Origin of the sequence: Aeromonas mytilicola subsp. aquatica, assembly GCF_044336385.1 — a bacterium.
In the GTDB taxonomy this organism is placed as follows: Bacteria; Pseudomonadota; Gammaproteobacteria; order Enterobacterales; family Aeromonadaceae; genus Aeromonas; species Aeromonas rivipollensis.
The window spans coordinates 393,561-416,526 of sequence record NZ_CP172298.1 but is presented as its reverse complement, the minus strand read 5'-3'; the positions used below and the strand labels follow the sequence as shown (position 1 = coordinate 416,526).

Here is a 22,966-nt window from a genome sequence, read left to right as displayed (position 1 = left end):
TCATTAAAAAGCAGAAACGGCAATGAAGCATCTTGATCTCCATTGCCGTGCGTCATATTACTCCGATCTGGTCGCTTAGTGAACGTCGCGCCAGAATTCCTTCTTCAACAGCACAGTGAAGATGAAGAAGATTGCGATGAAACCGAGCACCCAGAAGCCCATGCGTTCGCGCTCCTGCTGCACCGGCTCAGCCGAGTAGACCAAGAAGTTTACCAGATCCAGTACCGTCTGATCATATTCTTCGTTGTTCATTTCACCATTGCCGTCAGATTTGATGCTGACGACTTGCTGCATCTCCACTCCATCCAGGGTGTGCGTCTCGAACTCGGCACGGGGAGTCCCCTGCAACGGCTCCAATACGTGGGGCATGCCTACGGACGGGAAGACCGCATTGTTCACACCAAACGGCCGGGTTTCATCCACATAGAAAGAACGCAGATAGGTGTAAATCCAGTCGGCGCCCCGCACCCTGGCCACCAGGGTCAGATCCGGTGGCGGTGCCCCGAACCAGCGCGCCGCATCCTTCTCGGACATGGCGCTCTTCATCAGATCGCCAATCTTGGCACCGGTGAAGACCAGGTTTTCCCTCATCAGCTCTTCCGGAATGCCGATGTCGGCGGCAACCCGGTTATACCGCTGATATTGGGTGGAGTGACAACCGGCACAGTAGTTCATGAAGGTCGCAGCCCCCCGTTGCAGGGATGCCTTGTCACTCAGATCGTACTCTGCCTTGTCGAGGGGGAAGCCACCGCCAGCGGCCAATACCAGACCGGGCAGCAGGGCCAGCACTGCAAAAATTATTCTTTTCATTTGAATGTCACCCTCTCCGGCAGCGGCTTGGTGTTCTCATTCTTGCTGTAGAAGAACAACAGGATGAAGAACCCGAAATAACCCAGAGTGCAGAGCTGCGCAATCAGCGTCAGCATAGGCGTCGATGGCAGAACGCCCAGCACACCCAGGATGACGAAGCAGACCACGAACTGGGCGATGTTCAGCTTGTGCAGAGTGCTGCGGTAGCGCACCGAACGCACCTTGCAGCGATCCAGCCAGGGCAACAGGAAGAGTACGACGATGGAGAGCCCCATCATGATGACCCCCAGCAGCTTGTCCGGCACAGCGCGCAAGATGGCGTAGAAGGGGGTGAAGTACCAGACAGGGGCTATGTGCGCCGGCGTCTTCAGCCCGTTCGCCACTTCAAAGTTCGGTTTCTCGAGGAAATAGCCCCACATATCCGGCTTGAAGAAGATGATGGCGCAGAACAGGAACAGGAAGCCCGCCACCCCTATCATGTCCTTCACAGTGAAGTAGGGATGGAATGCCACCGCATCCAGCGGCCAGCCTTTCTCATCCTTGTGCTTCTTGATATCGATGCCGTCCGGGTTGTTGGAGCCCACCTCGTGCAACGCCAGTATGTGCATGGCAACCAGCATCACCAGCACCAGCGGCAGGGCGATGACGTGCAGCGCGAAGAAGCGGTTCAGGGTAGCCCCCGAGATGACGTAGTCACCCCGGATCCACAGGGTCAGATCGTCACCTATGACCGGAATGGCGCCAAACAGCGAGATGATGACCTGGGCCCCCCAAAACGACATCTGTCCCCAGGGCAGCAGGTAACCCATGAAGGCTTCGGCCATCAGCACCAGGAAGATCAGCATGCCGAAGATCCACAGCAGCTCGCGCGGCTTCTGATAGGAGCCGTAGATCATACCGCGAAACATGTGCAGATAGACCACAACGAAGAAGGCGGAGGCGCCGGTGGAGTGCATGTAGCGCAGCAGCCAGCCGTAGTCCACGTCCCGCATTATGTATTCCACGGAGGCAAAAGCCCCCTCCGCCGACGGGTTGTAGTTCATGGTGAGCCAGATGCCGGTGATGATCTGGTTGACCAGCACCAACATGGCAAGGGAACCGAAGAAGTACCAGAAGTTCAGGTTCTTGGGAGCCGGATACTTGGCCATGTGGTCGTTGTACATGGCCGTGAGCGGGAAACGATCGTCAATCCAGCCCATGAGTTTGGCAAACATGGTCAGGCCTCCTTGCCATCGGCACCGACCAGAATGGTGGTGTCGCTAAGAAATTGGTATGGCGGAATGACCAGGTTCAGCGGTGCGGGCACGCCCTGGAACACTCGACCGGCCATGTCGAACTTGGAACCATGGCATGGGCAGAAGAAGCCGGAGGTCACCCCTTGCACCTGCTCGCCGAAGCTGTCCGGCAGGTAGGAGGGGGAGCAACCCAGATGGGTACAGATACCGACCGCCACGAAGATCTCCGGCTTGATGGATCTGTAGCCGTTGTGGGCATAGTCCGGCTGCTGTGGCTCATCGGAGGCGGGATCGCGCAGTTTGTCATCGTGCGTGGCCAGGGCATCCAGGGTCTGCTTGGTGCGCTTCACCACCCAGACCGGCTTGCCGCGCCACTCGACGCGGATCAGCTGACCCGGTTCCAACTTGCTGATATCCACCTCTACCGGTGCCCCGGCCGCTTTGGCTTTGGCACTCGGATTCCATGACTTTATAAACGGCACTGCGGTAAAAGCAGCTCCTACACCGCCAACGGCAACCGTTGACCAGGTAAGAAATCTGCGGCGACCGGTATCAACTGGCGCATTGCTCATCCAAAAACTCTCCCATGTGGACTCCGCTCATTCTTATAGTGTCCCCGTTTCCTATCTCCTCTCCCTCTGACAACTGCGGCGGAAGCGGAGTGGCAATTGACACAGAAAGACCATGGAAATTTTAAAGAAAAGATAACAATTTGACAAGAAAGAGAAGCGATGGGCAAAAACAATAAATACACAAATTTTTGTCTTTTGTGACGTATGGTTAGCATTGGCGTATGTAATATTACCAATAAAAAAAGCCTGGCACATGGCCAGGCTTTTTTGACACTCGTGAGAGTGCGTACCAAAAGCGAATTAACGCTTGGAGTACTGCGGACGCTTACGCGCTTTGTGCAGACCGACTTTCTTACGCTCAACCTTACGGGCATCGCGAGTAACAAAGCCAGCTTTACGCAGTTCGCCACGCAGGGTCTCGTCGTACTGCATCAGAGCACGAGTGATACCGTGGCGGATCGCACCAGCTTGACCGGAGATGCCACCACCGTTAACGGTGATGTACAGATCCAGTTTCTCGGTCATCTCAACCAGTTCCAGCGGCTGACGAACTACCATGCGGGCAGTCGGACGGCCGAAGTATTGCTCCAGGGAGCGCTGGTTGATTACGATTTTACCGCTACCCGCTTTGATAAAGACGCGAGCAGTGGAGCTTTTGCGACGGCCGGTACCGTAGTATTGATTTTCTGCCATGTTGCCAGTTCCCGTTAGATATCCAGTACTTGAGGTTGCTGAGCAGCATGAGCGTGCTCTGCGCCTGCGTAAACTTTCAGCTTACGGAACATGGCACGGCCCAGCGGACCCTTCGGCAGCATGCCCTTGACGGCAGCTTCGATTACCATTTCCGGCTTGCGCTGAATCAGCTTGTCAAAGCTGATGGACTTGATACCACCCGGGAAACCGGAGTGAGAATGGTACATTTTGTCGGTAAATTTCTTACCGGTTACGTGTACCTTCTCAGCGTTTACAACGATGATGTAATCACCGGTGTCAACGTGCGGAGTGTATTCAGCTTTGTGCTTACCACGCAGACGAGCAGCGATCTCGGTTGCGATACGACCCAGAGTTTTACCTTCTGCGTCCACAATGTACCAGTCACGTTTTACGGTTTCTGGCTTGGCAACGAAAGTTTTCATTAAGTTAAACCCAATTACCTGTTACAGACCCAATTGCTTATGGGGGCTCTCCCACAAACAACAAACGATGGCCTACCTGTACCCCTTCGAATACAAGTAAAGCTTAAAGTGTTGCTGTCTTATCGACAGCTGTAACGTGGGCCGGGCGATTATAAGTGAAGTTGCCTTAAATATCACCTGCTAATTTCACTGCCATGAAGCTAGCAAATGTCGCCCGGCCCTACCTGCCGCAGATGCCCATCCGACTGGCAGGCGCGGTATTGTGACTAAGGAAGGTGCACTCTTGCAAGGTATTCGTGCGATTGCATTTCCTGAAGCCGTGAAAGACAGCGCTTGAATTCGAAATTCAGCAGGCCATCTCCGTAGAGCGCGGCCATAGGCACCGCCGCCGACAGAATGAGTTTGACGTGTCGCTCATAGAACTCGTCCACCATGGCGATGAAACGGCGCGCCGCATCGTCCGTGCCTGTGCCCATGGGCTGCACGTTGGCCAGCAGGACGGTGTGAAACTCCCGGGCCAGCTCTATGTAGTCCCCCTGGGATCGCGGAGTACAGCAGAGCTGTTCGAACTCCATATAAAGCACTCCTTCCCCCACGCCCAGCGCGCTCAGCTGACGATGGTTGATCTCAAGCGTGGCGGCCGCGATCTGCCCCAGCCCGGTCAGTTGCCGAAAATAGCGGTCCAGATTGGACTTGGCCTGCTGATCCAGCGGGAAGTGATAGATTTCCGCCTGCTCCAGGGTGCGCAGCCGGTAGTCGACGCCACCATCCACATTGAGTACCTCGCAGTGGTGCTCTATGAGGGCGATGGCAGGCAGAAAGCGGGCCCGCTGCAGTCCATTGCGATAAAGATCCCGAGGCGGGATGTTGGAGGTGGCCACCAGCACAACGCCATGACCAAATAGCTCCTGGAACAGGGTGCCCAGCAGCATGGCATCCGTGATGTCGGAGACGAAAAACTCGTCAAAGCAGATGATGTCTGTCTCGCCGGCCAGCTTGCTGGCGATGAGCTTGAGCGGATCGGCCTGACCGGTCAGCCCCTTGAGTTCATCGTGCACCCGATGCATGAAACGGTGGAAGTGGACGCGCAGTTTGCGCTCCCCCGGCAGGCTGTCGAAAAAAGTATCCATCAGCCAGGTCTTGCCTCTGCCCACTCCGCCCCACATATAGAGACCCAGGATGGGCTCGCGGGCTTTCGGCTTTTGCAGCCAGCCGAGCAGGCCACGGGATCTGGTCGGAGTCGGGCTGGCGCACAAATCCTGATAGAGTCGCTCCAGGCGGGTCACGGCCATCGCCTGGGCCGGGTCGGCCAAAAAGCCGGGACGCTGCAAATCCTGCTGGTATTTTTGCTGCGGGGTCATCCTGTAAACCGCCTCCAAGTCCCTGAATGAGGGACAAAATGGTATCACGCTCTCGGGGTGCACGGTATAGTGCCAACGAGGCATCGCGGTCAATCCGGCCGCCTCAAACTCATCGATTTAGCTGTAACAAGGAGCTTCTATGACTCTGTTAAACGGGATCCTGCTGGCGGTAGCCGCCCTGATCATCGGCGTGTTGATCGGCCGTTTCACTGTCCGCAGCCGGGATGCCGGGCGCCTGGAACAGGAGCTGAAAAAGGCTCACAAGGAGCTGGAAAGCTACCAGGGCCAGATCACCACCCACTTCGCCGACAGCGCCGCCCTGATGGAGCAGTTGGCCGATCAATACCAGACCCTCTATCGCCACATGGCCGAACAGAGCAAGTTCCTCGCCAAGGCGCAGGAACCCTTGTTCCGCGAACCTCAGGTGGAAGAAGGCAACGCTGACTCCGCCAGCGAGGAGCCGGGCCAGCCGCCCCGTGACTACGCCGGAGCCTCCGGCCTGCTCAAGCAGCCCGGTTAGCCTCTGGTGGAACTAATTACGCCTTATCGTGGTCAGACCTTGACGATTGCATTGCAACTTTTTCTGGGAGCTGTTTCTCATATGCGTAAATCTCTTTCTGTATTCAGTGTGTTAGCCCTCAGTGTCGGTATCGCCCTGTCAGCCGCGCCGGCACAAGCCGCCCTGCCCCTGATGGGCAACAGCCAGGAGATGCCGAGCCTGGCCCCCGTCCTCGAGCAGGTAACCCCTGCCGTGGTCAACATCTCCGTCTCTGGCAAGAAGATCACCCGCCAGCGCCTGCCGGAACAATTCCGCTTCTTCTTCGGCCCCAACATGCCCGATGAGCAGGTGAGCGAGCAGCCCTTCCAGGCCCTTGGCTCCGGCGTCATCATCGATGCCAAGAAGGGCTACGTGATCACCAACGCCCACGTGGTCCACGAGGCGGACGAGATCAAGGTCAACCTGAAAGACGGTCGCGAATACGCGGCCAAGAAGATAGGTGAAGACAAGCAGTCCGATATCGCCCTGCTGCAAATCAAGGCGGAGGACCTGGTGCAGATCAAGTTCGCCGACTCGGACGAGCTGCGGGTCGGTGACTATGCCCTGGCCATCGGCAACCCCTTCGGCCTGGGTCAGACCGTCACCTCGGGCATCGTCAGCGCCCTGGGTCGCAGCGGCCTCAACATCGAGAACCTGGAGAACTTCATCCAGACCGATGCGGCCATCAACTCGGGCAACTCGGGTGGCGCCCTGCTCAACCTGCGTGGGGAGCTTATCGGCATCAACACCGCCATCCTGGGCCCGAACGGCGGCAACATAGGTATCGGCTTTGCCATCCCCTCCAACATGGTGCGCGATCTGTCCGAACAGATCGTGAAATACGGTGAAGTGCGCCGTGGCCAGTTGGGGATCACCGGCACAGAGCTGACCACGGATATCGCCAAGTCCTTCGGTTACAACAAGAAGGATGGTGCCTTCGTCAACCAGGTCATGCCTGACTCCGCCGCCGCCAAGGCGGGCATCAAGGCCGGCGACATCATCATCAGCATAGATGGCAAGCCCATCCGCTCGTTCGGTGAACTGCGTGCCAAGATCGCCACCATGGGCGCCGACAAGCAGGTTGCTCTCGGCCTCATCCGTGATGGCAAGGAGCAGACCGTCAAGGTCACCCTGAAGAAGGCAGATGACAGCGAGATCCTCGCCAGCGCCCTGCACCCGGCACTGGAAGGGGCCAAGCTCAGCACCACCTCGGATCCGGTGACCGGCGTAGCTGTGGCCGACATAGATCCGCGCTCCCCTGCCGCCGCAGCCGGCCTGCAGAAGGGCGACATCATCATCGGGGTCAACCGTCTGCGCATCAACTCCATGGATGAGCTGACCAAGGCCTTGAAGAACAAGCCGGAAGTCCTGGCGCTGAACATACAGCGCGGCGACTCCTCGCTCTATTTGGTGATCCGTTAAGTCCCTCACACCCGCGGCGACCGCCGCGGGTGATTTTTATCCACCGATAATGTTATTCTCTGCGCGCAGCATGTACGGACGAGAATGACATGAAAATCCCACCTTTGATCAGTTACTTGGGCAAGTCTGTCGGCTTTGGCCTCACCGTGGCTGCGCTCCTGCTGCTGCTGTTCCCCAGTTTTCGGGGCGGCGCCCCCCTGCCGGGTCTCATCACCAATGCCCGCGAGCTGAGTTTCTCCTATGCCGCCCACCGCGCCGGCCCTGCCGTCGTCAACATCTACACCCGCAGTTTCGCCGGCAATCGCGGCGAGAAGGCGGAGCTGAGGCCACAGGGACTGGGCTCAGGGGTCATCATGAACCAGCGCGGCCATGTGCTGACCAACTACCACGTCATCGCCGATGCGGACCAGATCATAGTCGCGCTGCAGGATGGCCGGGTATTCAGCGCCGAGCTGGTCGGCACCGACAAGCTGACCGATCTCGCCGTGCTCTACATAGAGTCGGACAACCTGCCGGTGATACCGCAGGATCCGGAGCGGCTGCCGGACGTGGGCGATGTGGTGCTCGCCATCGGCAACCCCTACAACGTCGGCCAGACCATCACCCAGGGCATCATCAGTGCCACCGGCCGCATAGGTCTCTCCAGCATGGGACCGGACAGCAACGGCCGGCAGGATCTGCTGCAGACAGATGCCGCCATCAACGAGGGCAACTCGGGTGGCGCCCTGGTGAATGGCCGTGGCGACCTGGTGGGCATCAACACCGCCGCCTACCACCTCAATGGCAATCAGGAGAGCTACGGCATCAGCTTCGCCATCCCCTACAAGCTGGCCAAGCGGATCATGGACGAGCTGATCGCCAATGGCCGTGTCATTCGCGGCTACCTCGGCATCTCCAGCGTCGAGATCAACCCCATAGTCGCGCGCATGATGAATCTCGGGGATCTGCAGGGTCTGGTGGTGGAGAGTCTGGATCCCGACGGCCCGGCCACCAAGGCCGGCCTCAGGCGCGGGGATGTGCTGCTCAAGATCAACGGCGAGGCCATCAGCGGCGTGCGCCCCGTGATGGACAAGATCGTCGAGAGCCGCCCCGGCACCAAGCTGACCATCTCGGTGATCCGCAATGGCAAGCCTCTGGACGTCGACGTCATCATAGAGGAAGACGTGCGCTACCAGAATCTGCCCACCAGCAGCGCATCACCCGCCAGCTGACGGCAAGGGAGCCAACAGAGGGGCCATCAAGGCCCCTTTTTCGTGCCTCCTTCTCAGGCCCCCCTTTCCTGGCGTGAGATGACTCACAGTTTCCACCGGCACACGACCGGGCGGCTGCGGGGTGAAACTGTGGTCCCGCTCACACGACACCGGGGTCAATCCCCTCCCTTTCCCCCTTGCCGCCACAAATCCGGCCTCTTTCGGGGCTTTTTGCCCGGAATTTCCATTTCGAATCGGAAAAACAGTGCCTCCTCCTGCTCTCTTCCCCGTCTTAAGGTAATCCCATCCTTTCTGCCAGCCTTGGAGAGCAGACCTTGACTACCGACACTCATGACACAGCCCTGACCCCGAACAGCCCGGCGTTGCTGCGCAAGACAGATCTCACTCTGGCGCGCATCCACAGCCTGCTGGCGGATCAGGGCATCATCCCCAACGAGGTGCAGAAACAGATGCTCGCCTCCCACGTCAAGGCCATGGTGTGGCGCTCCCACAGCGGTGAAGCCCTGCCCGAGGTCGACCTCAGTCTGTTCGAGGAGATCTCCCCCCTCTCTCTGCGCCTCGCCGAACAGGTGGTCGGCTGGCTGGACAGGCTGGCCTATGAAGAGGCCCATCTCTTGTCCGTCCATTTCGAAGTTGCCAAAGAAAATGAACTCAGCTCAGTCAAAGGAGAAATCTAAATGTCAGCCATCAAACTCGTGATTGGAGATCGTCTCGGCAAAGGTCAGAAGGTAGGAGCAGGGGCAGAGGCCGCCGGCGCCACAGTGACCGTCATCCCCGGCATGGCCGCCGACATGAAGCTCGGTGATGTGATGAACAAGGAGCAGGCGGATCTCGGCATCTCCTTCTGCGGCAGCGGTGGCGCCGGCGCCATCACGGCCCAGACCAAGTACGGCTACAAGTGCCGCTACGGCATGCGCTCCGTAGAGGAGGGTGTGACCGCCATCAACGAAGGCTGCGTGGTGCTGGGCTTCGGCTTCATGGACAAGGAAGAGCTGGGCCAGAAGCTGGTCGAGGCCTTCGCCAAGAAACACGGGCGCGCCTGATGAAAGAGGACTTCACCACCCAGGTCATGGTCAACGGCAAGGGGGCGACCCGCCAGCAGGCGTTTGCCGCCGCCCTCGGTCAGGTGCAATCCAGCCTGCTCAAGGACAACCCCAGAGTGATGCTGCGCATCGAGCCGCTCGAGGTACGGGTGCTCAAGGCCGAGGAGTCGGTGCGGGTGGAGAAGTTCCTGTTCTTCTTCCTGCCGCGCCAGCGCCGCGAGTTCCGCGTCCAGCTGGAGATCTCGGTCAAGGTCAGCAGCCTGGATGTCGACAAGGTGGATTTCACCAGGGCGTAACCCCACAACCAAAAGGACATGTTGGATGTTTCTAATCATTTTGATGAAGTCACTCATCATCGGCGGCCTGGTGGGCGTCGGCGTGGGAGCCGGTGCGGCGCGGATGTTCCACGCCCCGACAGTACAGGGCATGGGTGCCTTCCGCACCCTGGGTGAGCTCAACTCCTGCGAAGGGGATCCCGCCTCCCACTTCTCGTTCGGGCTTGGCTTCTTCTTCAATGCCTGGGCCTCAACGGTCGCGGCCGGTGCCTTCACCCAGGATGTGGATCACCGCATCATCCCGCACTGGGCCACGGCCGCGCTGCTGTTCAAGAACCGGGATCTCGCCACTACCCTGCACGACCCGAAGAAGATGGCCATCGCCGGCGGCATCATAGGTGCCATAGTCGTCGCCTTCCTCAACAGCACGGCTGCGGCCGTGCCCGAGGCCCTGCAGGTCACTGCGGTCAAGGTGCTGGTGCCGGCCGCCAACCTGCTGGTCAACACCGTCATGCCGGTGATCTTCTGGCTGGCCGCCATAGAGGCGGGCAAGAAGTCCGGCTTCTGGGCCACCATCTTCGGCGGTCTGGCGCAGCTCATCATGGGCAACGCCGTGCCGGGCCTGGTACTTGGCATCCTGATCGGCAAGGGAGTGGAAGAGAGCGGCTGGAACCACGTCACCAAGGTGATGATGAGCGCCATAGTGCTGCTGTTCGTGCTGAGCGGTTTCTTCCGCGGCTTCGATATGAAACTGATTGAGTCCTTCCACCTGGGCATTCCCCTGTGGTTGGAAAACGTCCATCACCTGCTTGGCAGTAAATAAGGGACCACCACATGGATGAGAAACTGAGAAACAACTTCTGGTACGCCGACTGGTCCTTCCCCATCTTCGTCGGTCTGCTGTCGGCCGGGGTCTTTGCCGGGACCCATATGTTCTACCTGTACGGGGTCGGCGCCTTCAACGAGGTGGCCTTCGTCGCCATGCTGAAAGCCGGGATGGACACAGGTGCCTACGGCGCGGTCGCAGCCTTCGGTGCCAGCTTCCTGTTTGCCCGCATCATAGAGGGCTCCCTGGTGGGGATCCTGGACATAGGCGGCGCCATCCAGACCGGCGTCGGCCTGGGGGTTCCCGCCCTTCTGCTAGGGGCCGGCATCGTCTACCCGGTGGAGAACTTCGGCGCCTCCCTGGTCACCGGCATGGCCATAGGCCTGGCCATCGGCTACGTGATCATCCTGGCGCGCAAGTTCACCATCAACCAGAGCAACTCCACCTACGGGGCGGATGTGATGATGGGGGCTGGCAACAGCTCGGGCCGCTTCCTCGGCCCCCTGATCATCCTCTCCGCCATGGGGGCCTCCATCCCCATTGGGCTGGGTTCACTGGCGGGAGCGCTGCTGTTCTACATCTGGGAGAAGCCCATCACAGGCGGCGCCATCCTGGGTGCCATGCTGCTCGGTACCTTCTTCCCCGTCGCCCTGGCCTAAGCCCCCGCCGCCCTTCGGGGCGGCATTTCAGAGGTCATCACCATGTATGACATGATCATCAGAGCGGGACGCCAGGGAAATGGCCAGCTCATCGACATCGCCATCCAGGACGGCAAGATAGCGGCGCTGGGTGCACTACCAGAGTCCGTCGAGGCGAAGCGAACCCTCACACTAGCCGGGCAGGTTCATATGAGCGCCGGCTGGATTGATGGCCACACCCACTGCTACCCCGCCTCCCCCATCTATCAGGATGAGCCGGACAAGGTGGGTGTCGAGTCCGGTGTCACCACAGTCATAGACGCGGGCAGCACGGGGGCCGACGACGTGGACGACTTCCAGCGCCTCGCCGCTGGCTGCAAGACCCGGGTCCATGCCCTGCTCAACATCTCCCGCATCGGCCTGCTGCGCCAGAACGAACTGGCCAACCCCGCCGACATAGACCCTGAGCTGGCCAAGGCGGCCATTCGGCGTCACCCCTCCTTCATCGTCGGCATCAAGGCGCGGATGAGCGGCAGCGTGGTGGGCGAGAACGGCCTGCAGCCCCTGCGCATGGCTAAACAAATCCAGCGGGACAACGGCCAGCTGCCGCTCATGGTGCACGTGGGCAATACGCCGCCGGATCTCGACGAGATAGTCGCCCTGCTGGGAGAGGGGGATCTGCTGACCCACTGCTTCAACGGCAAGCCCAACCGCATCCTGACCCCGGCTGGCGAACTGCGCCAGGCTGTACGCGAGGCTATGCAACGGGGCCTGCGCCTCGACATCGGCCACGGCGGCGCCAGCTTCAGCTTCGAGGTGGCAGAGACCGCCATCCGGCAAGGGATACTTCCTCACACCATCAGCTCGGATATCTACTGCAAGAACCGCATCAAGGGCCCCGTCTACAGCCTGGCCCACGTGATGTCGAAGTTTCTCGCCATCGGCATGACCCTGGAGCAGGTGATCGCCTGCGTCACCAGCCAGGCCGCCGATGCCCTGCGTCTGCCCGGCAAGGGACGACTCGAGGTGGGCGCCGATGCCGATCTGACCCTGTTCGAGGTCATGAGCGGCCCGACGCTCTTTACCGATACCGAAGCCGAGTCCCGCCACGGCGACCGGCAACTGCGCCCCCTCGCCGCCCTGGTCGGCGGTGACCTGGTTCTCACTCAATATGGACAATCCCACCATGCCTTCCGTGTATGAGAAATATCAGCTCAAACCCGTGATCAACGCCTCCGGGCGCATGACCATCCTCGGCGTCTCCACCCCGGAGCAGGAGGTGGTCGACGCGGTCAACTTCGGCCTGGGCCACTACTTCGAGGTCAAAGACCTGGTCAACAAGACAGGTGCCTACCTGGCCAATCTGCTCGGCGTGGAAGACGCCGTGGTGGTCTCCTGCGCCAGTGCCGGCATAGCCCAGTCGGTGGCCGCCGTCATAGTACGCGGCGATCCCTACCGCCTCGAGCAGTTGCATGCCCATGCCCACGGGGTACCGAGCGAGATAGTGCTGCCCAAGGGTCACAACGTGAACTTCGGCGCGCCGGTCGGCACCATGGTCAACCTGGGGGGCGGCAAGGTGGTAGAAGCTGGCTATGCCAACGAATGCTCCCCCGCCCAGCTGGCTGCCGCCATCAACCCCGGTACCGCCGCCATTCTCTACATCAAGTCCCACCACTGCGTGCAGAAGAGCATTCTGTCAGTCTCTGAGGCAGCCGAGGTGGCCAGGGCCCACGGACTGCCGCTCATCGTCGATGCGGCGGCGGAAGAGGATCTGCGCCTCTATTACCAGCAAGGGGCGGATCTCGTCATCTACAGCGGCGCCAAGGCCATCGAAGGGCCCACCAGCGGCCTGGTGCTCGGCAAGCGTCAGTATGTGGAGTGGGTCAAGCAGCAGGCCAACGGCATAGGGCGCGCCATGAAGGTGGGCAAGGAGGGGATCCTCGGCCTGACCCACGCCATAGAGCGCTACCTGGAGAAAGAGCAGGAGAGCGGCGCCGCCATGGCCGCCAAGATGGCATCCTTCATCGAGCGCCTGAACCTGCTGCCCGGCGTTACCGCCCGGGTGGTGTGGGACAGTGCGGGGCGCGACATAGCCCGCACCGACATCGCCTTCGACCACGCTCAGATCGGCATGACGACGGTGCAACTGGTGGCTCGCCTGCAGCAGGGCAATCCGGCCATCTACTGCCGCGGCTACAAGGCCAACGAGGGGCACATCGAGATTGACGTGCGCAGCGTCAGCACGGCCCAACTAGACCAGATCCATTCCGCCATTGCCCACCTCGTTCAGGAGAACCGCTGATGTCCCTTGTTCCCAACTACTACCGTGATCGTGTCTGTCTCAATGTGCTGGCCGGGTCCAGACAGAATGCCGTCGACATCTATGAGGCGGCCGAGGGCCATGTACTGGTCGGCGTGCTCTCCAAGAACTACCCGGATGTGCCCTCCGCCGTTGCCGACATGCGGGAGTACGCCAGGCTTATCGACAACGCCCTCTCCATCGGTCTGGGGGCGGGGGATCCCCGCCAGTCCGCCATGGTGGCCGAGCTGGCTCGCCAGCTGCAACCCCAGCACGTCAACCAGGTGTTCACCGGAGTAGGCCCCAGCCGGGCGCTGCTGGGTCAGCCTCACAGCCTGGTCAACGGCCTTGTCTCCCCCACCGGCACCCCCGGCATGGTGAAGATCTCCACCGGCCCCCTCAGTGCCCAGCAGCCGGACGGGATTGTGCCCATCGATACCGCCATCGCCCTGCTCAAGGACATGGGCGGCAGCTCGGTCAAGTTCTTCCCCATGGGAGGCCTGGCCTGCCGCGACGAGTATCAGGCGGTGGCCGAGGCTTGTGCCCGTCACGGCTTCTGGCTGGAACCCACCGGCGGCATCGATCTCGACAACTTCGAGGAGATAGTCCGCATCGCGCTGGAGGCCGGGGTCGAGAAGGTGATCCCCCACGTCTACAGTTCCATCATCGACAGCGAGAGCGGCCAGACCCGCCCCGAGGATGTGCGCACCCTGCTCGCCACGGTGAAAACGCTGCTGGCATAACGACCCCCGCAGGCACCGGTCCGATCACAGGCCGGTGTCTGGCTTGTTGATGATCCCCTTGTTAACATCGACCCTTTATTTCGCAACAGGAGTCTTGCCTCACCCCATGATCAAGCTGCCCCACCCCAGGCTCCATCAACTGCTGACCCAGCTCCATGCCGAACCACTGCCGCAGGAGGAGCTGGCCCGTCGCCTCAATGTCTCCACCCGCACGGTGCGCACCGACGTGGCGACCCTCAACGAGCTGATCGCCACCCAGGGCGCCCACCTGATCCACCAGCGCGGCACCGGCTATCAGCTCAAGATTTACAATCAGGGGCTGTTTGATGCGCTGCTGGCGGCACAGGAACAGGAGAGCAGCCTGCCGCGCACCAGTCGCGAGCGGGTGCTGCATCTGCAGATCCTGCTGCTGACGGCGGAGCAGGGGATCAAGCTCGACGAGCTGGCGGATACCTGGTATCTGAGCCGGGCGGCCCTGCAGGGAGACATGGCACAGGTGAGGGAGCGGCTCGCCCACTTCGGGCTCACCATAGAGAGCAAGCCACGGCTGGGCATGCGCATTCAGGGGAGCGAGACGGCGATCCGCGCCTGTCTGACCCAGCTGCTCTGCCAGGAGCTGCTGCACAACCACCCGTTGCAGAGCCTGTTGCCCACCCTCTGTCCCAGCAAGACCCTGGAGGTCGTGGGCAATCACATCCATGCCCAGCTCGGCCGCCATCAGTTGCGCCTCGCCGACGAGAGCCTGCAACAACTCGCCATCTACTGCGCCGTCGCCCTGTTGCGTCAAGCGGCAGGCCACGAGCTGCGCCAGTTTGCCCGCGACGACATCACCCAGACCCTGGCCGCGGTGGCCCGCGACATCTATGCCGAGCTACCGACCCTGACCCCGCCGGGGGAGGAGGAGATCGCCTGCCTCGCCATCCAGATCCAGGCCCGGCTCACTGCCGATACCCCCCAGCTCAGCCCGGCCATGGCCGCCGAGAGCGAGCAACTGGTGGAGCATCTGCTGACCTACATCCACCAGCACTACCCCTATGATCTGCGTGCCGACCCGCAGTTGCGGGCCGACCTGCAGACCCACATAGGTGCCATGCTGCTGCGGGTCAAATACCAGATAGGCAGCCACAACCCGCTGGCGGACCACATCAAGCAGTACTATCCCCTCGCCTACGACATCACCCTGGCCGCCATCTCGGAGTGGATAAGGCAGACCCCCTACCGGCTGACCCATCACGAGATAGGCTATCTGGTGATCCATATCGGGGTCGGCCTGGAGCGCCACTATGATATCGGCTACACCCGTCGCCCCCAGGCCATGCTCCTGTGCGATGCGGGCAACGCCACCTTCCGGGTACTGGAGGCGCGCATCAGGCGGGAGTACCCCCAGCTGCAGCTGACCACTCTGGAGTCGGTACGGGATTACGAGGGACTGGCACAGATCGAGCAGGACTTTGTCATCAGCACCCTCAAGGTGAGCGAGAAGAACGCCCCCGTGGTACAGGTCGCCCCCTTCCCGACCCAGTACCAGCTGGAGCAGCTCGGCAAGCTGGTGCTGATCGATCGCACCCGCCCCTACCTGCTGGACAAGTATTTCGATGCCGACCACTTCATGGTGCTTGATGAACCCCTCAGCCAGGCGGCGCTGTTTGATCGCATCTGTAGCCAGCTTGAGGCGGAGGATCTGGTTGAAAGCGGATTCCGGGGATCCTTGCAAGAGCGGGAGCGCATCGTCTCCACCCTGCTGGGAGAGGGCATAGCCCTGCCCCACTCCCTCGGTCTGCTGGCCCGCCGCACCCTGGTCTATACAGTGCTGGCCCCTCAGGGAATCGACTGGGGCAATGGCGAGACCGCCACCCTCATCTTCGTGCTCGCCATCAGCAAGGCGGACTACGAGGAGGCCATGGGGCTCTACGATCTGTTTCTGGCGCTGATGAACGAAAAAGCCAGCAGGGCTCTGCTGGCTTGTCGGGATTTTTGCGACTTCAAGGCGCTGGCGCGCGCCGGATCATGACGGCAAGGGAGACGCCGCTCACTCCTCGTTGAAGCCCGAGGTGAACAGCGCCACCACGGCGGCCAGGGCCTCCACCTCTTCGGGGCCCTCGACCTGCACCTCCACCTGCTTGCCCTGGGCAGAGTCCAGCATCAGCAGGCCGATCACGCTGTCCGCATCGGCCTCGATGCCGTCCTCGTTGCGCAGCAGCACATGGGCATCGAACCCCTGCACCAGCTCGAACAGCATCATGGCCGGTCTGGCATGGATTCCCAGCTTGTTTTTGACTTCTACCGAGGCGGAAACTGTCATCTGAACATCCTGTGGGTCTGTCAGGCTTGGGTGGAGCGCTTGTCCAGCGTGCGGTGACGGATCTGCACGTTCTTGCCAAGCAGTCGGAAGGTGCTGGCCAGCCGCTCGGCGATGAACACCGAACGATGTTGTCCGCCGGTACAACCTATGCCGACGGTCACATAGCTGCGATTGTTGCGCTCCAGGTGGGGCAGCCAGGTCACCAGCATGTTCTCTATCTGCTGGATGAACAGCATCACGTCCGCCTGGGCCGAGAGGTAGTTGGCCACGGGCTCATCCTGACCGGTAAACGGCTTGAGCTCCGGGATCCAGTGGGGGTTGGGCAGGAAACGGGCATCGAACACGAAGTCCGCATCCTTGGGGATGCCGTATTTGAAGCCGAACGACTCGAACACCAGCACCAGCTCGTTCTCTTTCTTGCCGAGCACCCGGGTCTTGATGAGCTCGCTGAGGTCGTGAATGCTGAGGTTGGTGGTATCGATGCGCAGATCGGCGGTCGAGGAGAGGGGCGCCAGCAGGTGGGTCTCTTCCCGAATCGCCTCATCCAGCGACAGCTGCTTGCGAGACAGGGGGTGCAGCCGGCGGCTCTCGCCATAGCGCTTGAGCAGGGTCCCGTTGTCTGCATCGAAGAAGAAGCTGGAGAACTCCACCCGCCCTTCGTTGCGCACCTGGGTCAGCAGGTTGTCCAGCTTGTCTGGCTGGGTCGGCAGATTGCGCACATCTATGCTGACCGCCAGCTTGTCATACTGACTCTCCACCGAGACGATCAGCTGGGGCAGCAGGTTGACCGGCAGGTTATCCACGCAGTAGTAACCCAGATCCTCCAGCACCCTCAGGGCCACCGTCTTACCGGAGCCCGAACGACCGCTTACCACTATTAACTGCATCTTGTCCCCTCACGCCAACGTGGCTGCGTCAGACCCGGCATCAGGCCGAGGTCATGATCTGATAGAGTTCTTCGTCGCTGGTCGCCTGGCGCAACTGGCGGCAGACGGCCTTGTCACCCAGCTTGGATGCCATCAGGGAAAGGGTCTTGAGATGCTGCTTGCACTCGCTTTCCGGCACCAGCAATGCAAAGAGCAGGTCAACCGGTTGATTGTCGATAGAATCGAAAGGGATGGGTTCGGAGAAGGTCATCAGCACGGCCGTCGGCGCAAAGGCGTCGTCGATCCGGCCATGGGGAATGGCGATACCGGCACCGATCCCGGTACTGCCCATCTTTTCCCGCGCCAGCAGGCTTTCAAACAGTACCTGGCGGGAGGCGCCGAGGCGCTCTGCGGCCAGCTCACTGATGATCTCGAGGGCGCGTTTCTTGCTGGTACAAGGGACCGCACTCTTGGTGCAGTCCCGACTCAGTATGTGTTCAAGTTGCATAGTTATTTTTGATTTAACTTATCTTTGTGCTTGATGATCTGCCGATCCAGTTTATCCAGCAGGGTATCAATCGCCGCATACATGTCGGCATGCTGCGAATTGGCGAACACCTCACCACCGCTGACATGCAGCTTGGCTTCGGCGATCTGGTTCAGTTTTTCGACGCTCAACACCACATGTACGTTGTTGATATGGTCAAAGTGACGCTCGAGTTTGGCAAATTTGTTATTCACATAATCACGCAGAGCTTCGGTAATCTCGACATGGTGTCCGGTCAGGTTAATTTGCATAACGTCTTCCTTTTGTTTGCCTAAACCAGGCGTTTGCGCTGATTGGATGGCGGGATCAACAAGGATTCACGGTACTTTGCGATCGTGCGTCTCGCCACCATAATACCCTGTTCGGCCAGCAAATCCGCGATCTTGCTATCACTAAGCGGTTTGGCCGGGTTTTCGGCCGTCACCAGCTTCTTGATCAGGGCGCGAATTGCGGTCGATGAGCACTCTCCTCCTCCCTCCGTGTTGACATGACTGGAGAAAAAAAACTTCAGTTCAAAGATGCCACGGGGCGTATGCATGTACTTCTGGGTCGTCACCCGTGAAATCGTCGACTCGTGCATCTCCACCGCCTCGGCGATGTCGTTGAGTACCATGGGTTTCATGGCCTCTTCACCGTATTCGAAGAAGCCCTGCTGCTGCTCGACTATGCAGCTGGCCACCTTGAGCAGGGTGTCGTTGCGACTCTCCAGGCTCTTGATGAACCATTTGGCTTCCTGCAGATGGGAGCGGATGAACTGGGTATCCGTACTGCTGCGGGCATTGCGTGCCATGGCCGCATAGGCCTCGTTGACACGGATGCGCGGCGCCGAATCCGGGTTGAGCTCAACCACCCACTTAGCCCCCTTCTTGACCACGGAGACGTCCGGGATCACGTATTGAGATTCACTCTGGATGATGCCATTGCCGGGTCTGGGTTCCAGCTGCTGGATAAGATCCAGCACCTCCTTGAGGTCGCTCTCCTTGAGCCGGGTCTTGCGTGCCAGGGTGCGGTAGTCGCGGTTGCCGAGCAGATCCATGTGCTCGCGGATCACCTCCCTTGCCTCATTGAGCCAGGGCAGATCCGGCGAGTACTGGCCAAGCTGGATCAGCAGACACTCCTGCACCGAGCGCGCGGCTATGCCAACCGGATCGAAATGCTGCACCCGCTTGAGCACGGCTTCCACTTCATCCAGTTCAACTTCTACCTCTTCGCTGCTGACTGCAGCCTGAATATCTTCGAGAGAGACGGTCAGGTAACCGGACTCATCGATGGCATCGATGATGGCGAGGGCGATGGCGGCATCCAGATCGCTGAACGGCGTCAAGCGCATCTGCCACAGCAGATAGTCCTGCAGGTTCTCGGTGGTTTCCCCCTGATAGACGCTGTCTTCCCCATCATGGATGGGGCCGGCGCTCTGGGCCGTACCGGCGGAGTAGACCTCATCCCAGGTGGTGTCCACCGGCAGTTCATCCGGCATCTTATCCTGCGCCATGGCGTCGCTGGAGTCGAGTTGACTGGCGTCCTGGGGCTCTATCGGGCTGGTTTCCTGCGCCTCATTCTCCTCCTGCTCCAGCAAGGGGTTATTATCGAGCGCTTGCTGAATTTCCTGCTGGAGTTCCAGGGTGGAGAGCTGGAGCAGACGAATCGCTTGTTGTAATTGTGGCGTCATGGTCAGTGACTGACCGAGGCGCAACTGTAATGTCGGCTTCATCTACGTCGGGATATCCTTATGTTCAGCGAGGCAGTCACCTAACAAAAATGAGGGGTGCCCCCTTACTATAGACTGAATTGATCGCCCAAATAGACGCGCTTGACCTGCTCATCGGCGAGGATATCGGCCGGAGCACCCTCGGCAATCATCTTGCCGTGGCTGACGATGTAGGCCTTCTCGCACACATCCAGCGTCTCTCTGACGTTGTGATCCGTGATCAGCACACCCAGCCCTCTTTCCTTCAGATGCTGGATGATCTTCTTGATGTCTATGACCGAAATAGGATCAACACCTGCAAAGGGTTCATCCAGCAGGATGAATCGCGGCTCTGCCGCCAGCGCCCGGGCAATCTCGACCCGGCGTCGCTCCCCGCCAGACAGGCTCTGACCCAGGCTGTCGCGAATATGGGTGATGTTGAACTCTTCCAGCAACTGCTCGACCTTATCCTCACGCTCCTCGCGGCTCAACCTCTTGCGGGTCTGCATGACCCCCATCAGGTTGTCGAACACCGACAGACGGCGGAAGATGGAGGCCTCCTGGGGCAGATAGCCGATGCCATTGCGGGCACGGATATGCATGGGCTGCAGGCTGATGTCCTGCTCGTCGATAGTGATGAGACCTGCATCCCGCTGTACCAGGCCCACGATCATGTAGAAGGAGGTGGTCTTGCCGGCACCATTCGGGCCGAGCAGCCCCACTATCTGGCCGGTGCCCACTTCCAGGCTCACGTCGCTGACCACCATGCGGCGCTTGTAGCTCTTCTGCAAACCCGTTGCTTTTAACACTGCCATGGCTTCTGTTTCCTACTTCTTCTGATCGGCGGGTTTGTCGAAGTTTTCTACCTGATCCGGCAGGAACACCGTCTTGACCCGCTGGGTGGGTCCCTTGCTCTCGGCGATCATCTTCTGTTTGACGATGTCGTAGCGGATGAGGTCGCCGGTAACCTGGCTGTCTTCCTGCTTGAGCTGACCGTTGCCCGTGATGGTGACCAGGCGGTTCTTCAGCTCGTAGCGAATGCTGTTGCCGTGGGCATTGACCGGCTTGCCGTTGTCCAGGATCTGGAAGAAGGTGGCGGGATTGCCATAGGCGGTCATCACCTCGGCGCCCTTGTCGCCGGAGCGGATCACCACCACCTTGTCGGCCTTAATCTTGATGGTGCCCTGGGTGATGATCACGTCTTCGCTGAAGGTGATGCGGTTATCCTGCATCTCGGCCACTTGCTTGACCGCATCCACATAGACCTTCTCGGCAAAGTCGGACTCTTTGGCGCTCACTGTACTGCACAGCAGCAGGGCCGCGAGGGCCAGATTAACGTTTTTCATTGAAATAAGTGGCATGGCCTTTATCCAGTAATTCGAAATATTTACGTTCCAGATGGCCCTTCAGGCCAACGCCCTCGGTCTGGAATTCCTGACCCACTATGCTGATGTGCTGGTTGCTTCTCACGTCCTGAGTCACCAGATCCAGCTCCAGATAAGGGGTATCCAGCGTGGAGATGAAAGACGCCGGCAGCAGGCCGTCCAGATGTACCTTGTCACGCAGTATCACGTTGTCATCTGTGTTGAGCACCCCGGTTTCGGCCGTGACTTTCCATTCGGCCTCCCCCTGTTCATCGAACATGTAGACCACCGGCTTGTCGAAGGTGGCCTGCTCGAGGATCTGGTAATACTCCGCATATTCGGACTCCAACCGCTCGGTTCGTTTGCCCTGCTCGTTGAAGCGGGTCGTGACCAGATTCTTGGCAGTGAAGTCCGGTTGATAGTTCTCTACCTTGGCAGCCGGTTCGGGCGCCAGCTCGATCTCGCCAAGCTGCCAGGCGGCGAGTGCCGCCAGAAACAGCAGGGCAAACAGAAACGTCTGCTTGTTCATACCGAGGCCTCGGGTTGGTAGTCGCCCAAGCCCTGCGCTTGCAGGATGAGATCGCACACCTCACGCACCGCGCCCACTCCGCCCCCCAGACGGGTCACCAGATCGGCACGAGCCAGCACCAGCGGATGGGCATCCGCCACTGCGATGCCGAGGCCGCAGGCCTGCATCACCGGCAGATCTATGGTGTCGTCCCCCATGTAGGCGGCCTGTTCCGGCGTCAGGCCCAGCTTGGCCAGCAGTGCCTCGAAGTGGGGCAGCTTCTGATCCGCCCCCTGCACCAGGTGCTGCACCCCCAGGCCCCTCATCCGATCGCTGACGATGCGGGAGTTACGCCCTGTGATGATGGCAATCTCGATGCCGGCGTTGAGCAGGGCACGCATGCCAGCACCGTCGCGGGTGCAGAAGGTCTTCAGCTCTTCGCCGTTATTGCCCATATAGATGAAGCCATTGGAGAGCACCCCATCCACATCGCACACCAGCAGGCGGATCTGCGCCGCCTTCTCGTACTGGCTGCGCGTCACCGGACCATAGAGGGTCGGTACGTCTTGCATCAAATCACCCCGGCTCTCAGCAGGTCGTGCATGTTGAAGGCGCCAAGTGGCCGCCGCTCTTCATCCACCACCAGCAATCCGTTAATCTTTCTGGTTTCCATCAGTTTGACGGCCTCAGCCGCCATCATCTCAGGCCCTACGGTAACACAGTTGGCCGTCATTACGCGGCTGATCGGGGTGTGGTGAATGTCCACCTGCAGATCCAGGATCCGGCGCAAGTCACCGTCGGTGAACAGACCGGCAAGCAGCCCCTGCTCATCCACCACAGCCGTCATGCCAAGGCCCTTGCGGCTCACTTCCAGCAGCGCCCGGCTGATGGTGGCATCTATCCCCACCCGGGGCAACAGCTCGCCGCTGTGCATCAGATCGCCGACCCGCAGCAAGAGCCGCTTGCCCAGCGACCCGCCCGGGTGGGAGAGCGCGAAGTCATCGGCGGTGAAACCGCGAGCCTCCAGCAGGGCCACGGCCAGGGCGTCCCCCATCACCAGGGTCGCCGTGGTGCTGGAGGTCGGGGCCAGACCCAGCGGGCAGGCCTCCTTCTCCACCTTGATGCACAGGTGCACGTTGGCCTCCTTGGCCATGGTGGAGGCCGGGTTGCCGGTCATGCAGATGAGCGGAATGCCGCGACGCTTGAGCACCGGCAGCAGGGCGAGGATCTCGTCACTCTCGCCTGAGTTGGAGATGGCGATGATGAGGTCCCCGGCGGAGATCATCCCCAGATCCCCGTGGCTGGCTTCGCCAGGGTGGAGGAAGAAGGCAGGCGTGCCTGTGCTGGCCAGGGTCGCGGCAATCTTGTTGCCGACATGACCCGACTTGCCCATGCCGGTGACCACTATCTTGCCGGCGCAGCGCAGCACCATCTCGCAGGCGCGCTCGAAGGTCTCGTCGAGGTACTGGTAGAGCCCATCGATGGCTTGTTTTTCTATGTCCAGCACCGCACGGGCACTGCGACGGAAATCGAACAATTCAGACACTTTTTCAGGCTTTACAGACATAAAGGCACAGCTCCGG

Annotated in this window: 28 protein-coding genes; 12 read left to right on the top strand and 16 right to left on the bottom strand. The window is 60.3% G+C overall.

The window, feature by feature from the left end:
- Nucleotides 1-75 precede the first annotated feature (75 nt).
- The 6 genes from ACFWHB_RS02080 to zapE form a co-directional block, all read right to left on the bottom strand.
- Nucleotides 76-810: a cytochrome c1 gene (locus ACFWHB_RS02080; RefSeq protein WP_025328514.1), complete on the bottom strand. Its 735-nt coding sequence runs from the start codon at nucleotides 808-810 to the stop codon at nucleotides 76-78.
- Nucleotides 807-2,024: a cytochrome b gene (locus tag ACFWHB_RS02075; protein ID WP_106885639.1), complete on the bottom strand. Its 1,218-nt coding sequence runs from the start codon at nucleotides 2,022-2,024 to the stop codon at nucleotides 807-809. Before ACFWHB_RS02075 ends, ACFWHB_RS02080 begins: the two co-directional genes overlap by 4 nt.
- 2 nt (nucleotides 2,025-2,026) lie before the next feature.
- Nucleotides 2,027-2,617: a ubiquinol-cytochrome c reductase iron-sulfur subunit gene (gene petA, locus ACFWHB_RS02070; protein WP_025328515.1), complete on the bottom strand. Its 591-nt coding sequence runs from the start codon at nucleotides 2,615-2,617 to the stop codon at nucleotides 2,027-2,029.
- Between the two features lie 300 nt (nucleotides 2,618-2,917).
- On the bottom strand, nucleotides 2,918-3,310 hold the full coding sequence (gene rpsI / locus ACFWHB_RS02065) for a 30S ribosomal protein S9 (RefSeq protein ID WP_005891084.1): 393 nt from the start codon (nucleotides 3,308-3,310) through the stop codon (nucleotides 2,918-2,920).
- Nucleotides 3,311-3,324: 14 nt separating this feature from the next.
- Nucleotides 3,325-3,753: a 50S ribosomal protein L13 gene (rplM, locus tag ACFWHB_RS02060; RefSeq protein WP_033132308.1), complete on the bottom strand. Its 429-nt coding sequence runs from the start codon at nucleotides 3,751-3,753 to the stop codon at nucleotides 3,325-3,327.
- A gap of 266 nt (nucleotides 3,754-4,019) precedes the next feature.
- Nucleotides 4,020-5,114: a cell division protein ZapE gene (gene zapE, locus ACFWHB_RS02055; RefSeq protein ID WP_289980673.1), complete on the bottom strand. Its 1,095-nt coding sequence runs from the start codon at nucleotides 5,112-5,114 to the stop codon at nucleotides 4,020-4,022.
- Nucleotides 5,115-5,253: 139 nt separating this feature from the next.
- On the opposite strand from zapE, the gene ACFWHB_RS02050 reads away from it, so the two are divergent.
- From ACFWHB_RS02050 to ACFWHB_RS01995, 12 genes are all read left to right on the top strand, one after another.
- Nucleotides 5,254-5,634, top strand: a complete 381-nt coding sequence (locus ACFWHB_RS02050; protein WP_163148904.1) for a YhcB family protein — start codon at nucleotides 5,254-5,256, stop codon at nucleotides 5,632-5,634.
- 81 nt (nucleotides 5,635-5,715) lie between these two features.
- Complete coding sequence (locus ACFWHB_RS02045) at nucleotides 5,716-7,074, top strand: Do family serine endopeptidase (protein ID WP_106885637.1); 1,359 nt, start codon at nucleotides 5,716-5,718, stop codon at nucleotides 7,072-7,074.
- 89 nt (nucleotides 7,075-7,163) lie between these two features.
- Entirely contained in the window at nucleotides 7,164-8,285 is a 1,122-nt protein-coding gene (gene degS / locus ACFWHB_RS02040; RefSeq protein WP_106885636.1) for an outer membrane-stress sensor serine endopeptidase DegS, read from the top strand.
- A 314-nt stretch (nucleotides 8,286-8,599) separates the two neighbouring features.
- Nucleotides 8,600-8,962: a transcriptional regulator gene (locus ACFWHB_RS02035; RefSeq protein WP_106885635.1), complete on the top strand. Its 363-nt coding sequence runs from the start codon at nucleotides 8,600-8,602 to the stop codon at nucleotides 8,960-8,962.
- Complete coding sequence (locus ACFWHB_RS02030) at nucleotides 8,963-9,328, top strand: SFCGS family glycine-rich protein (RefSeq protein WP_106885634.1); 366 nt, start codon at nucleotides 8,963-8,965, stop codon at nucleotides 9,326-9,328.
- The gene (locus ACFWHB_RS02025) at nucleotides 9,328-9,624 is read left to right on the top strand and encodes a DUF4312 family protein (RefSeq protein WP_025328522.1); all 297 of its coding nucleotides are present in this window, start codon (nucleotides 9,328-9,330) and stop codon (nucleotides 9,622-9,624) included. Before ACFWHB_RS02030 ends, ACFWHB_RS02025 begins: the two co-directional genes overlap by 1 nt.
- Before the next feature lie 25 nt (nucleotides 9,625-9,649).
- Complete coding sequence (locus tag ACFWHB_RS02020; protein WP_106885632.1) at nucleotides 9,650-10,426, top strand: DUF4311 domain-containing protein; 777 nt, start codon at nucleotides 9,650-9,652, stop codon at nucleotides 10,424-10,426.
- An 11-nt stretch (nucleotides 10,427-10,437) separates the two neighbouring features.
- Nucleotides 10,438-11,088 (top strand): DUF4310 family protein, encoded by a 651-nt coding sequence (locus ACFWHB_RS02015; RefSeq protein WP_025328524.1) that lies wholly within the window; start codon nucleotides 10,438-10,440, stop codon nucleotides 11,086-11,088.
- A gap of 42 nt (nucleotides 11,089-11,130) precedes the next feature.
- Entirely contained in the window at nucleotides 11,131-12,270 is a 1,140-nt protein-coding gene (locus ACFWHB_RS02010) for an amidohydrolase/deacetylase family metallohydrolase (protein WP_394293790.1), read from the top strand.
- Nucleotides 12,254-13,369 (top strand): DgaE family pyridoxal phosphate-dependent ammonia lyase, encoded by a 1,116-nt coding sequence (locus tag ACFWHB_RS02005; RefSeq protein ID WP_111911154.1) that lies wholly within the window; start codon nucleotides 12,254-12,256, stop codon nucleotides 13,367-13,369. The genes ACFWHB_RS02010 and ACFWHB_RS02005 overlap by 17 nt, the downstream gene beginning before the upstream one ends.
- Nucleotides 13,369-14,109 carry a 2-dehydro-3-deoxy-phosphogluconate aldolase gene (locus ACFWHB_RS02000; protein ID WP_168235946.1) on the top strand — a complete coding sequence of 247 codons (741 nt, stop codon included), beginning with the start codon at nucleotides 13,369-13,371 and terminating at the stop codon, nucleotides 14,107-14,109. Before ACFWHB_RS02005 ends, ACFWHB_RS02000 begins: the two co-directional genes overlap by 1 nt.
- 106 nt (nucleotides 14,110-14,215) lie before the next feature.
- A complete protein-coding gene (locus ACFWHB_RS01995) occupies nucleotides 14,216-16,120 on the top strand; it encodes a BglG family transcription antiterminator (protein WP_395949365.1) in 1,905 nt (634 codons plus the stop codon).
- A gap of 18 nt (nucleotides 16,121-16,138) precedes the next feature.
- On the opposite strand, the gene npr is transcribed toward ACFWHB_RS01995, so the two are convergent.
- The 10 genes from npr to ACFWHB_RS01945 all read right to left on the bottom strand — a co-directional run bounded on the left by npr (nucleotide 16,139) and on the right by ACFWHB_RS01945 (nucleotide 22,950).
- Nucleotides 16,139-16,411 (bottom strand): PTS phosphocarrier protein NPr, encoded by a 273-nt coding sequence (npr, locus tag ACFWHB_RS01990; protein WP_005331359.1) that lies wholly within the window; start codon nucleotides 16,409-16,411, stop codon nucleotides 16,139-16,141.
- Nucleotides 16,412-16,431: 20 nt separating this feature from the next.
- Nucleotides 16,432-17,298, bottom strand: coding sequence for an RNase adapter RapZ (gene rapZ, locus ACFWHB_RS01985; RefSeq protein ID WP_139438909.1), 867 nt, complete (start codon nucleotides 17,296-17,298; stop codon nucleotides 16,432-16,434).
- A 40-nt stretch (nucleotides 17,299-17,338) separates the two neighbouring features.
- Nucleotides 17,339-17,785 (bottom strand): PTS IIA-like nitrogen regulatory protein PtsN, encoded by a 447-nt coding sequence (ptsN, locus tag ACFWHB_RS01980; RefSeq protein WP_010675870.1) that lies wholly within the window; start codon nucleotides 17,783-17,785, stop codon nucleotides 17,339-17,341.
- Between the two features lie 2 nt (nucleotides 17,786-17,787).
- Nucleotides 17,788-18,075, bottom strand: a complete 288-nt coding sequence (gene hpf, locus ACFWHB_RS01975) for a ribosome hibernation promoting factor (RefSeq protein WP_005305957.1) — start codon at nucleotides 18,073-18,075, stop codon at nucleotides 17,788-17,790.
- Nucleotides 18,076-18,095: 20 nt separating this feature from the next.
- Nucleotides 18,096-19,535, bottom strand: coding sequence for an RNA polymerase factor sigma-54 (locus ACFWHB_RS01970; RefSeq protein ID WP_163137981.1), 1,440 nt, complete (start codon nucleotides 19,533-19,535; stop codon nucleotides 18,096-18,098).
- Nucleotides 19,536-19,600: 65 nt separating this feature from the next.
- The gene (lptB, locus tag ACFWHB_RS01965) at nucleotides 19,601-20,326 is read right to left on the bottom strand and encodes an LPS export ABC transporter ATP-binding protein (protein WP_395949364.1); all 726 of its coding nucleotides are present in this window, start codon (nucleotides 20,324-20,326) and stop codon (nucleotides 19,601-19,603) included.
- A 12-nt stretch (nucleotides 20,327-20,338) separates the two neighbouring features.
- Nucleotides 20,339-20,857, bottom strand: coding sequence for a lipopolysaccharide transport periplasmic protein LptA (gene lptA, locus ACFWHB_RS01960; RefSeq protein ID WP_025328531.1), 519 nt, complete (start codon nucleotides 20,855-20,857; stop codon nucleotides 20,339-20,341).
- A complete protein-coding gene (lptC, locus tag ACFWHB_RS01955; protein WP_042649050.1) occupies nucleotides 20,844-21,404 on the bottom strand; it encodes an LPS export ABC transporter periplasmic protein LptC in 561 nt (186 codons plus the stop codon). Before lptC ends, lptA begins: the two co-directional genes overlap by 14 nt.
- Nucleotides 21,401-21,955: a 3-deoxy-manno-octulosonate-8-phosphatase KdsC gene (gene kdsC / locus ACFWHB_RS01950; protein ID WP_042649051.1), complete on the bottom strand. Its 555-nt coding sequence runs from the start codon at nucleotides 21,953-21,955 to the stop codon at nucleotides 21,401-21,403. Before kdsC ends, lptC begins: the two co-directional genes overlap by 4 nt.
- Nucleotides 21,955-22,950 carry a KpsF/GutQ family sugar-phosphate isomerase gene (locus ACFWHB_RS01945; RefSeq protein ID WP_163148895.1) on the bottom strand — a complete coding sequence of 332 codons (996 nt, stop codon included), beginning with the start codon at nucleotides 22,948-22,950 and terminating at the stop codon, nucleotides 21,955-21,957. The genes kdsC and ACFWHB_RS01945 overlap by 1 nt, the downstream gene beginning before the upstream one ends.
- Nucleotides 22,951-22,966: the final 16 nt, after the last annotated feature.

Excerpts from the sequence above, each read along its gene's own strand:
- ACFWHB_RS02080 (WP_025328514.1), bottom strand. The coding sequence starts at position 810 with ATGAAAAGAATAATTTTTGCAGTGCTGGCCCTGCTGCCCGGTCTGGTA.
- ACFWHB_RS02075 (WP_106885639.1), bottom strand. The coding sequence starts at position 2,024 with ATGTTTGCCAAACTCATGGGCTGGATTGACGATCGTTTCCCGCTCACG.
- petA (WP_025328515.1), bottom strand. The coding sequence starts at position 2,617 with ATGAGCAATGCGCCAGTTGATACCGGTCGCCGCAGATTTCTTACCTGG.
- rpsI (WP_005891084.1), bottom strand. The coding sequence starts at position 3,310 with ATGGCAGAAAATCAATACTACGGTACCGGCCGTCGCAAAAGCTCCACT.
- rplM (WP_033132308.1), bottom strand. The coding sequence starts at position 3,753 with ATGAAAACTTTCGTTGCCAAGCCAGAAACCGTAAAACGTGACTGGTAC.
- zapE (WP_289980673.1), bottom strand. The coding sequence starts at position 5,114 with ATGACCCCGCAGCAAAAATACCAGCAGGATTTGCAGCGTCCCGGCTTT.
- ACFWHB_RS02050 (WP_163148904.1), top strand. The coding sequence starts at position 5,254 with ATGACTCTGTTAAACGGGATCCTGCTGGCGGTAGCCGCCCTGATCATC.
- ACFWHB_RS02045 (WP_106885637.1), top strand. The coding sequence starts at position 5,716 with ATGCGTAAATCTCTTTCTGTATTCAGTGTGTTAGCCCTCAGTGTCGGT.
- degS (WP_106885636.1), top strand. The coding sequence starts at position 7,164 with ATGAAAATCCCACCTTTGATCAGTTACTTGGGCAAGTCTGTCGGCTTT.
- ACFWHB_RS02030 (WP_106885634.1), top strand. The coding sequence starts at position 8,963 with ATGTCAGCCATCAAACTCGTGATTGGAGATCGTCTCGGCAAAGGTCAG.
- ACFWHB_RS02025 (WP_025328522.1), top strand. The coding sequence starts at position 9,328 with ATGAAAGAGGACTTCACCACCCAGGTCATGGTCAACGGCAAGGGGGCG.
- ACFWHB_RS02020 (WP_106885632.1), top strand. The coding sequence starts at position 9,650 with ATGTTTCTAATCATTTTGATGAAGTCACTCATCATCGGCGGCCTGGTG.
- ACFWHB_RS02015 (WP_025328524.1), top strand. The coding sequence starts at position 10,438 with ATGGATGAGAAACTGAGAAACAACTTCTGGTACGCCGACTGGTCCTTC.
- ACFWHB_RS02010 (WP_394293790.1), top strand. The coding sequence starts at position 11,131 with ATGTATGACATGATCATCAGAGCGGGACGCCAGGGAAATGGCCAGCTC.
- ACFWHB_RS02005 (WP_111911154.1), top strand. The coding sequence starts at position 12,254 with ATGCCTTCCGTGTATGAGAAATATCAGCTCAAACCCGTGATCAACGCC.
- ACFWHB_RS02000 (WP_168235946.1), top strand. The coding sequence starts at position 13,369 with ATGTCCCTTGTTCCCAACTACTACCGTGATCGTGTCTGTCTCAATGTG.
- ACFWHB_RS01995 (WP_395949365.1), top strand. The coding sequence starts at position 14,216 with ATGATCAAGCTGCCCCACCCCAGGCTCCATCAACTGCTGACCCAGCTC.
- npr (WP_005331359.1), bottom strand. The coding sequence starts at position 16,411 with ATGACAGTTTCCGCCTCGGTAGAAGTCAAAAACAAGCTGGGAATCCAT.
- rapZ (WP_139438909.1), bottom strand. The coding sequence starts at position 17,298 with ATGCAGTTAATAGTGGTAAGCGGTCGTTCGGGCTCCGGTAAGACGGTG.
- ptsN (WP_010675870.1), bottom strand. The coding sequence starts at position 17,785 with ATGCAACTTGAACACATACTGAGTCGGGACTGCACCAAGAGTGCGGTC.
- hpf (WP_005305957.1), bottom strand. The coding sequence starts at position 18,075 with ATGCAAATTAACCTGACCGGACACCATGTCGAGATTACCGAAGCTCTG.
- ACFWHB_RS01970 (WP_163137981.1), bottom strand. The coding sequence starts at position 19,535 with ATGAAGCCGACATTACAGTTGCGCCTCGGTCAGTCACTGACCATGACG.
- lptB (WP_395949364.1), bottom strand. The coding sequence starts at position 20,326 with ATGGCAGTGTTAAAAGCAACGGGTTTGCAGAAGAGCTACAAGCGCCGC.
- lptA (WP_025328531.1), bottom strand. The coding sequence starts at position 20,857 with ATGAAAAACGTTAATCTGGCCCTCGCGGCCCTGCTGCTGTGCAGTACA.
- lptC (WP_042649050.1), bottom strand. The coding sequence starts at position 21,404 with ATGAACAAGCAGACGTTTCTGTTTGCCCTGCTGTTTCTGGCGGCACTC.
- kdsC (WP_042649051.1), bottom strand. The coding sequence starts at position 21,955 with ATGCAAGACGTACCGACCCTCTATGGTCCGGTGACGCGCAGCCAGTAC.
- ACFWHB_RS01945 (WP_163148895.1), bottom strand. The coding sequence starts at position 22,950 with ATGTCTGTAAAGCCTGAAAAAGTGTCTGAATTGTTCGATTTCCGTCGC.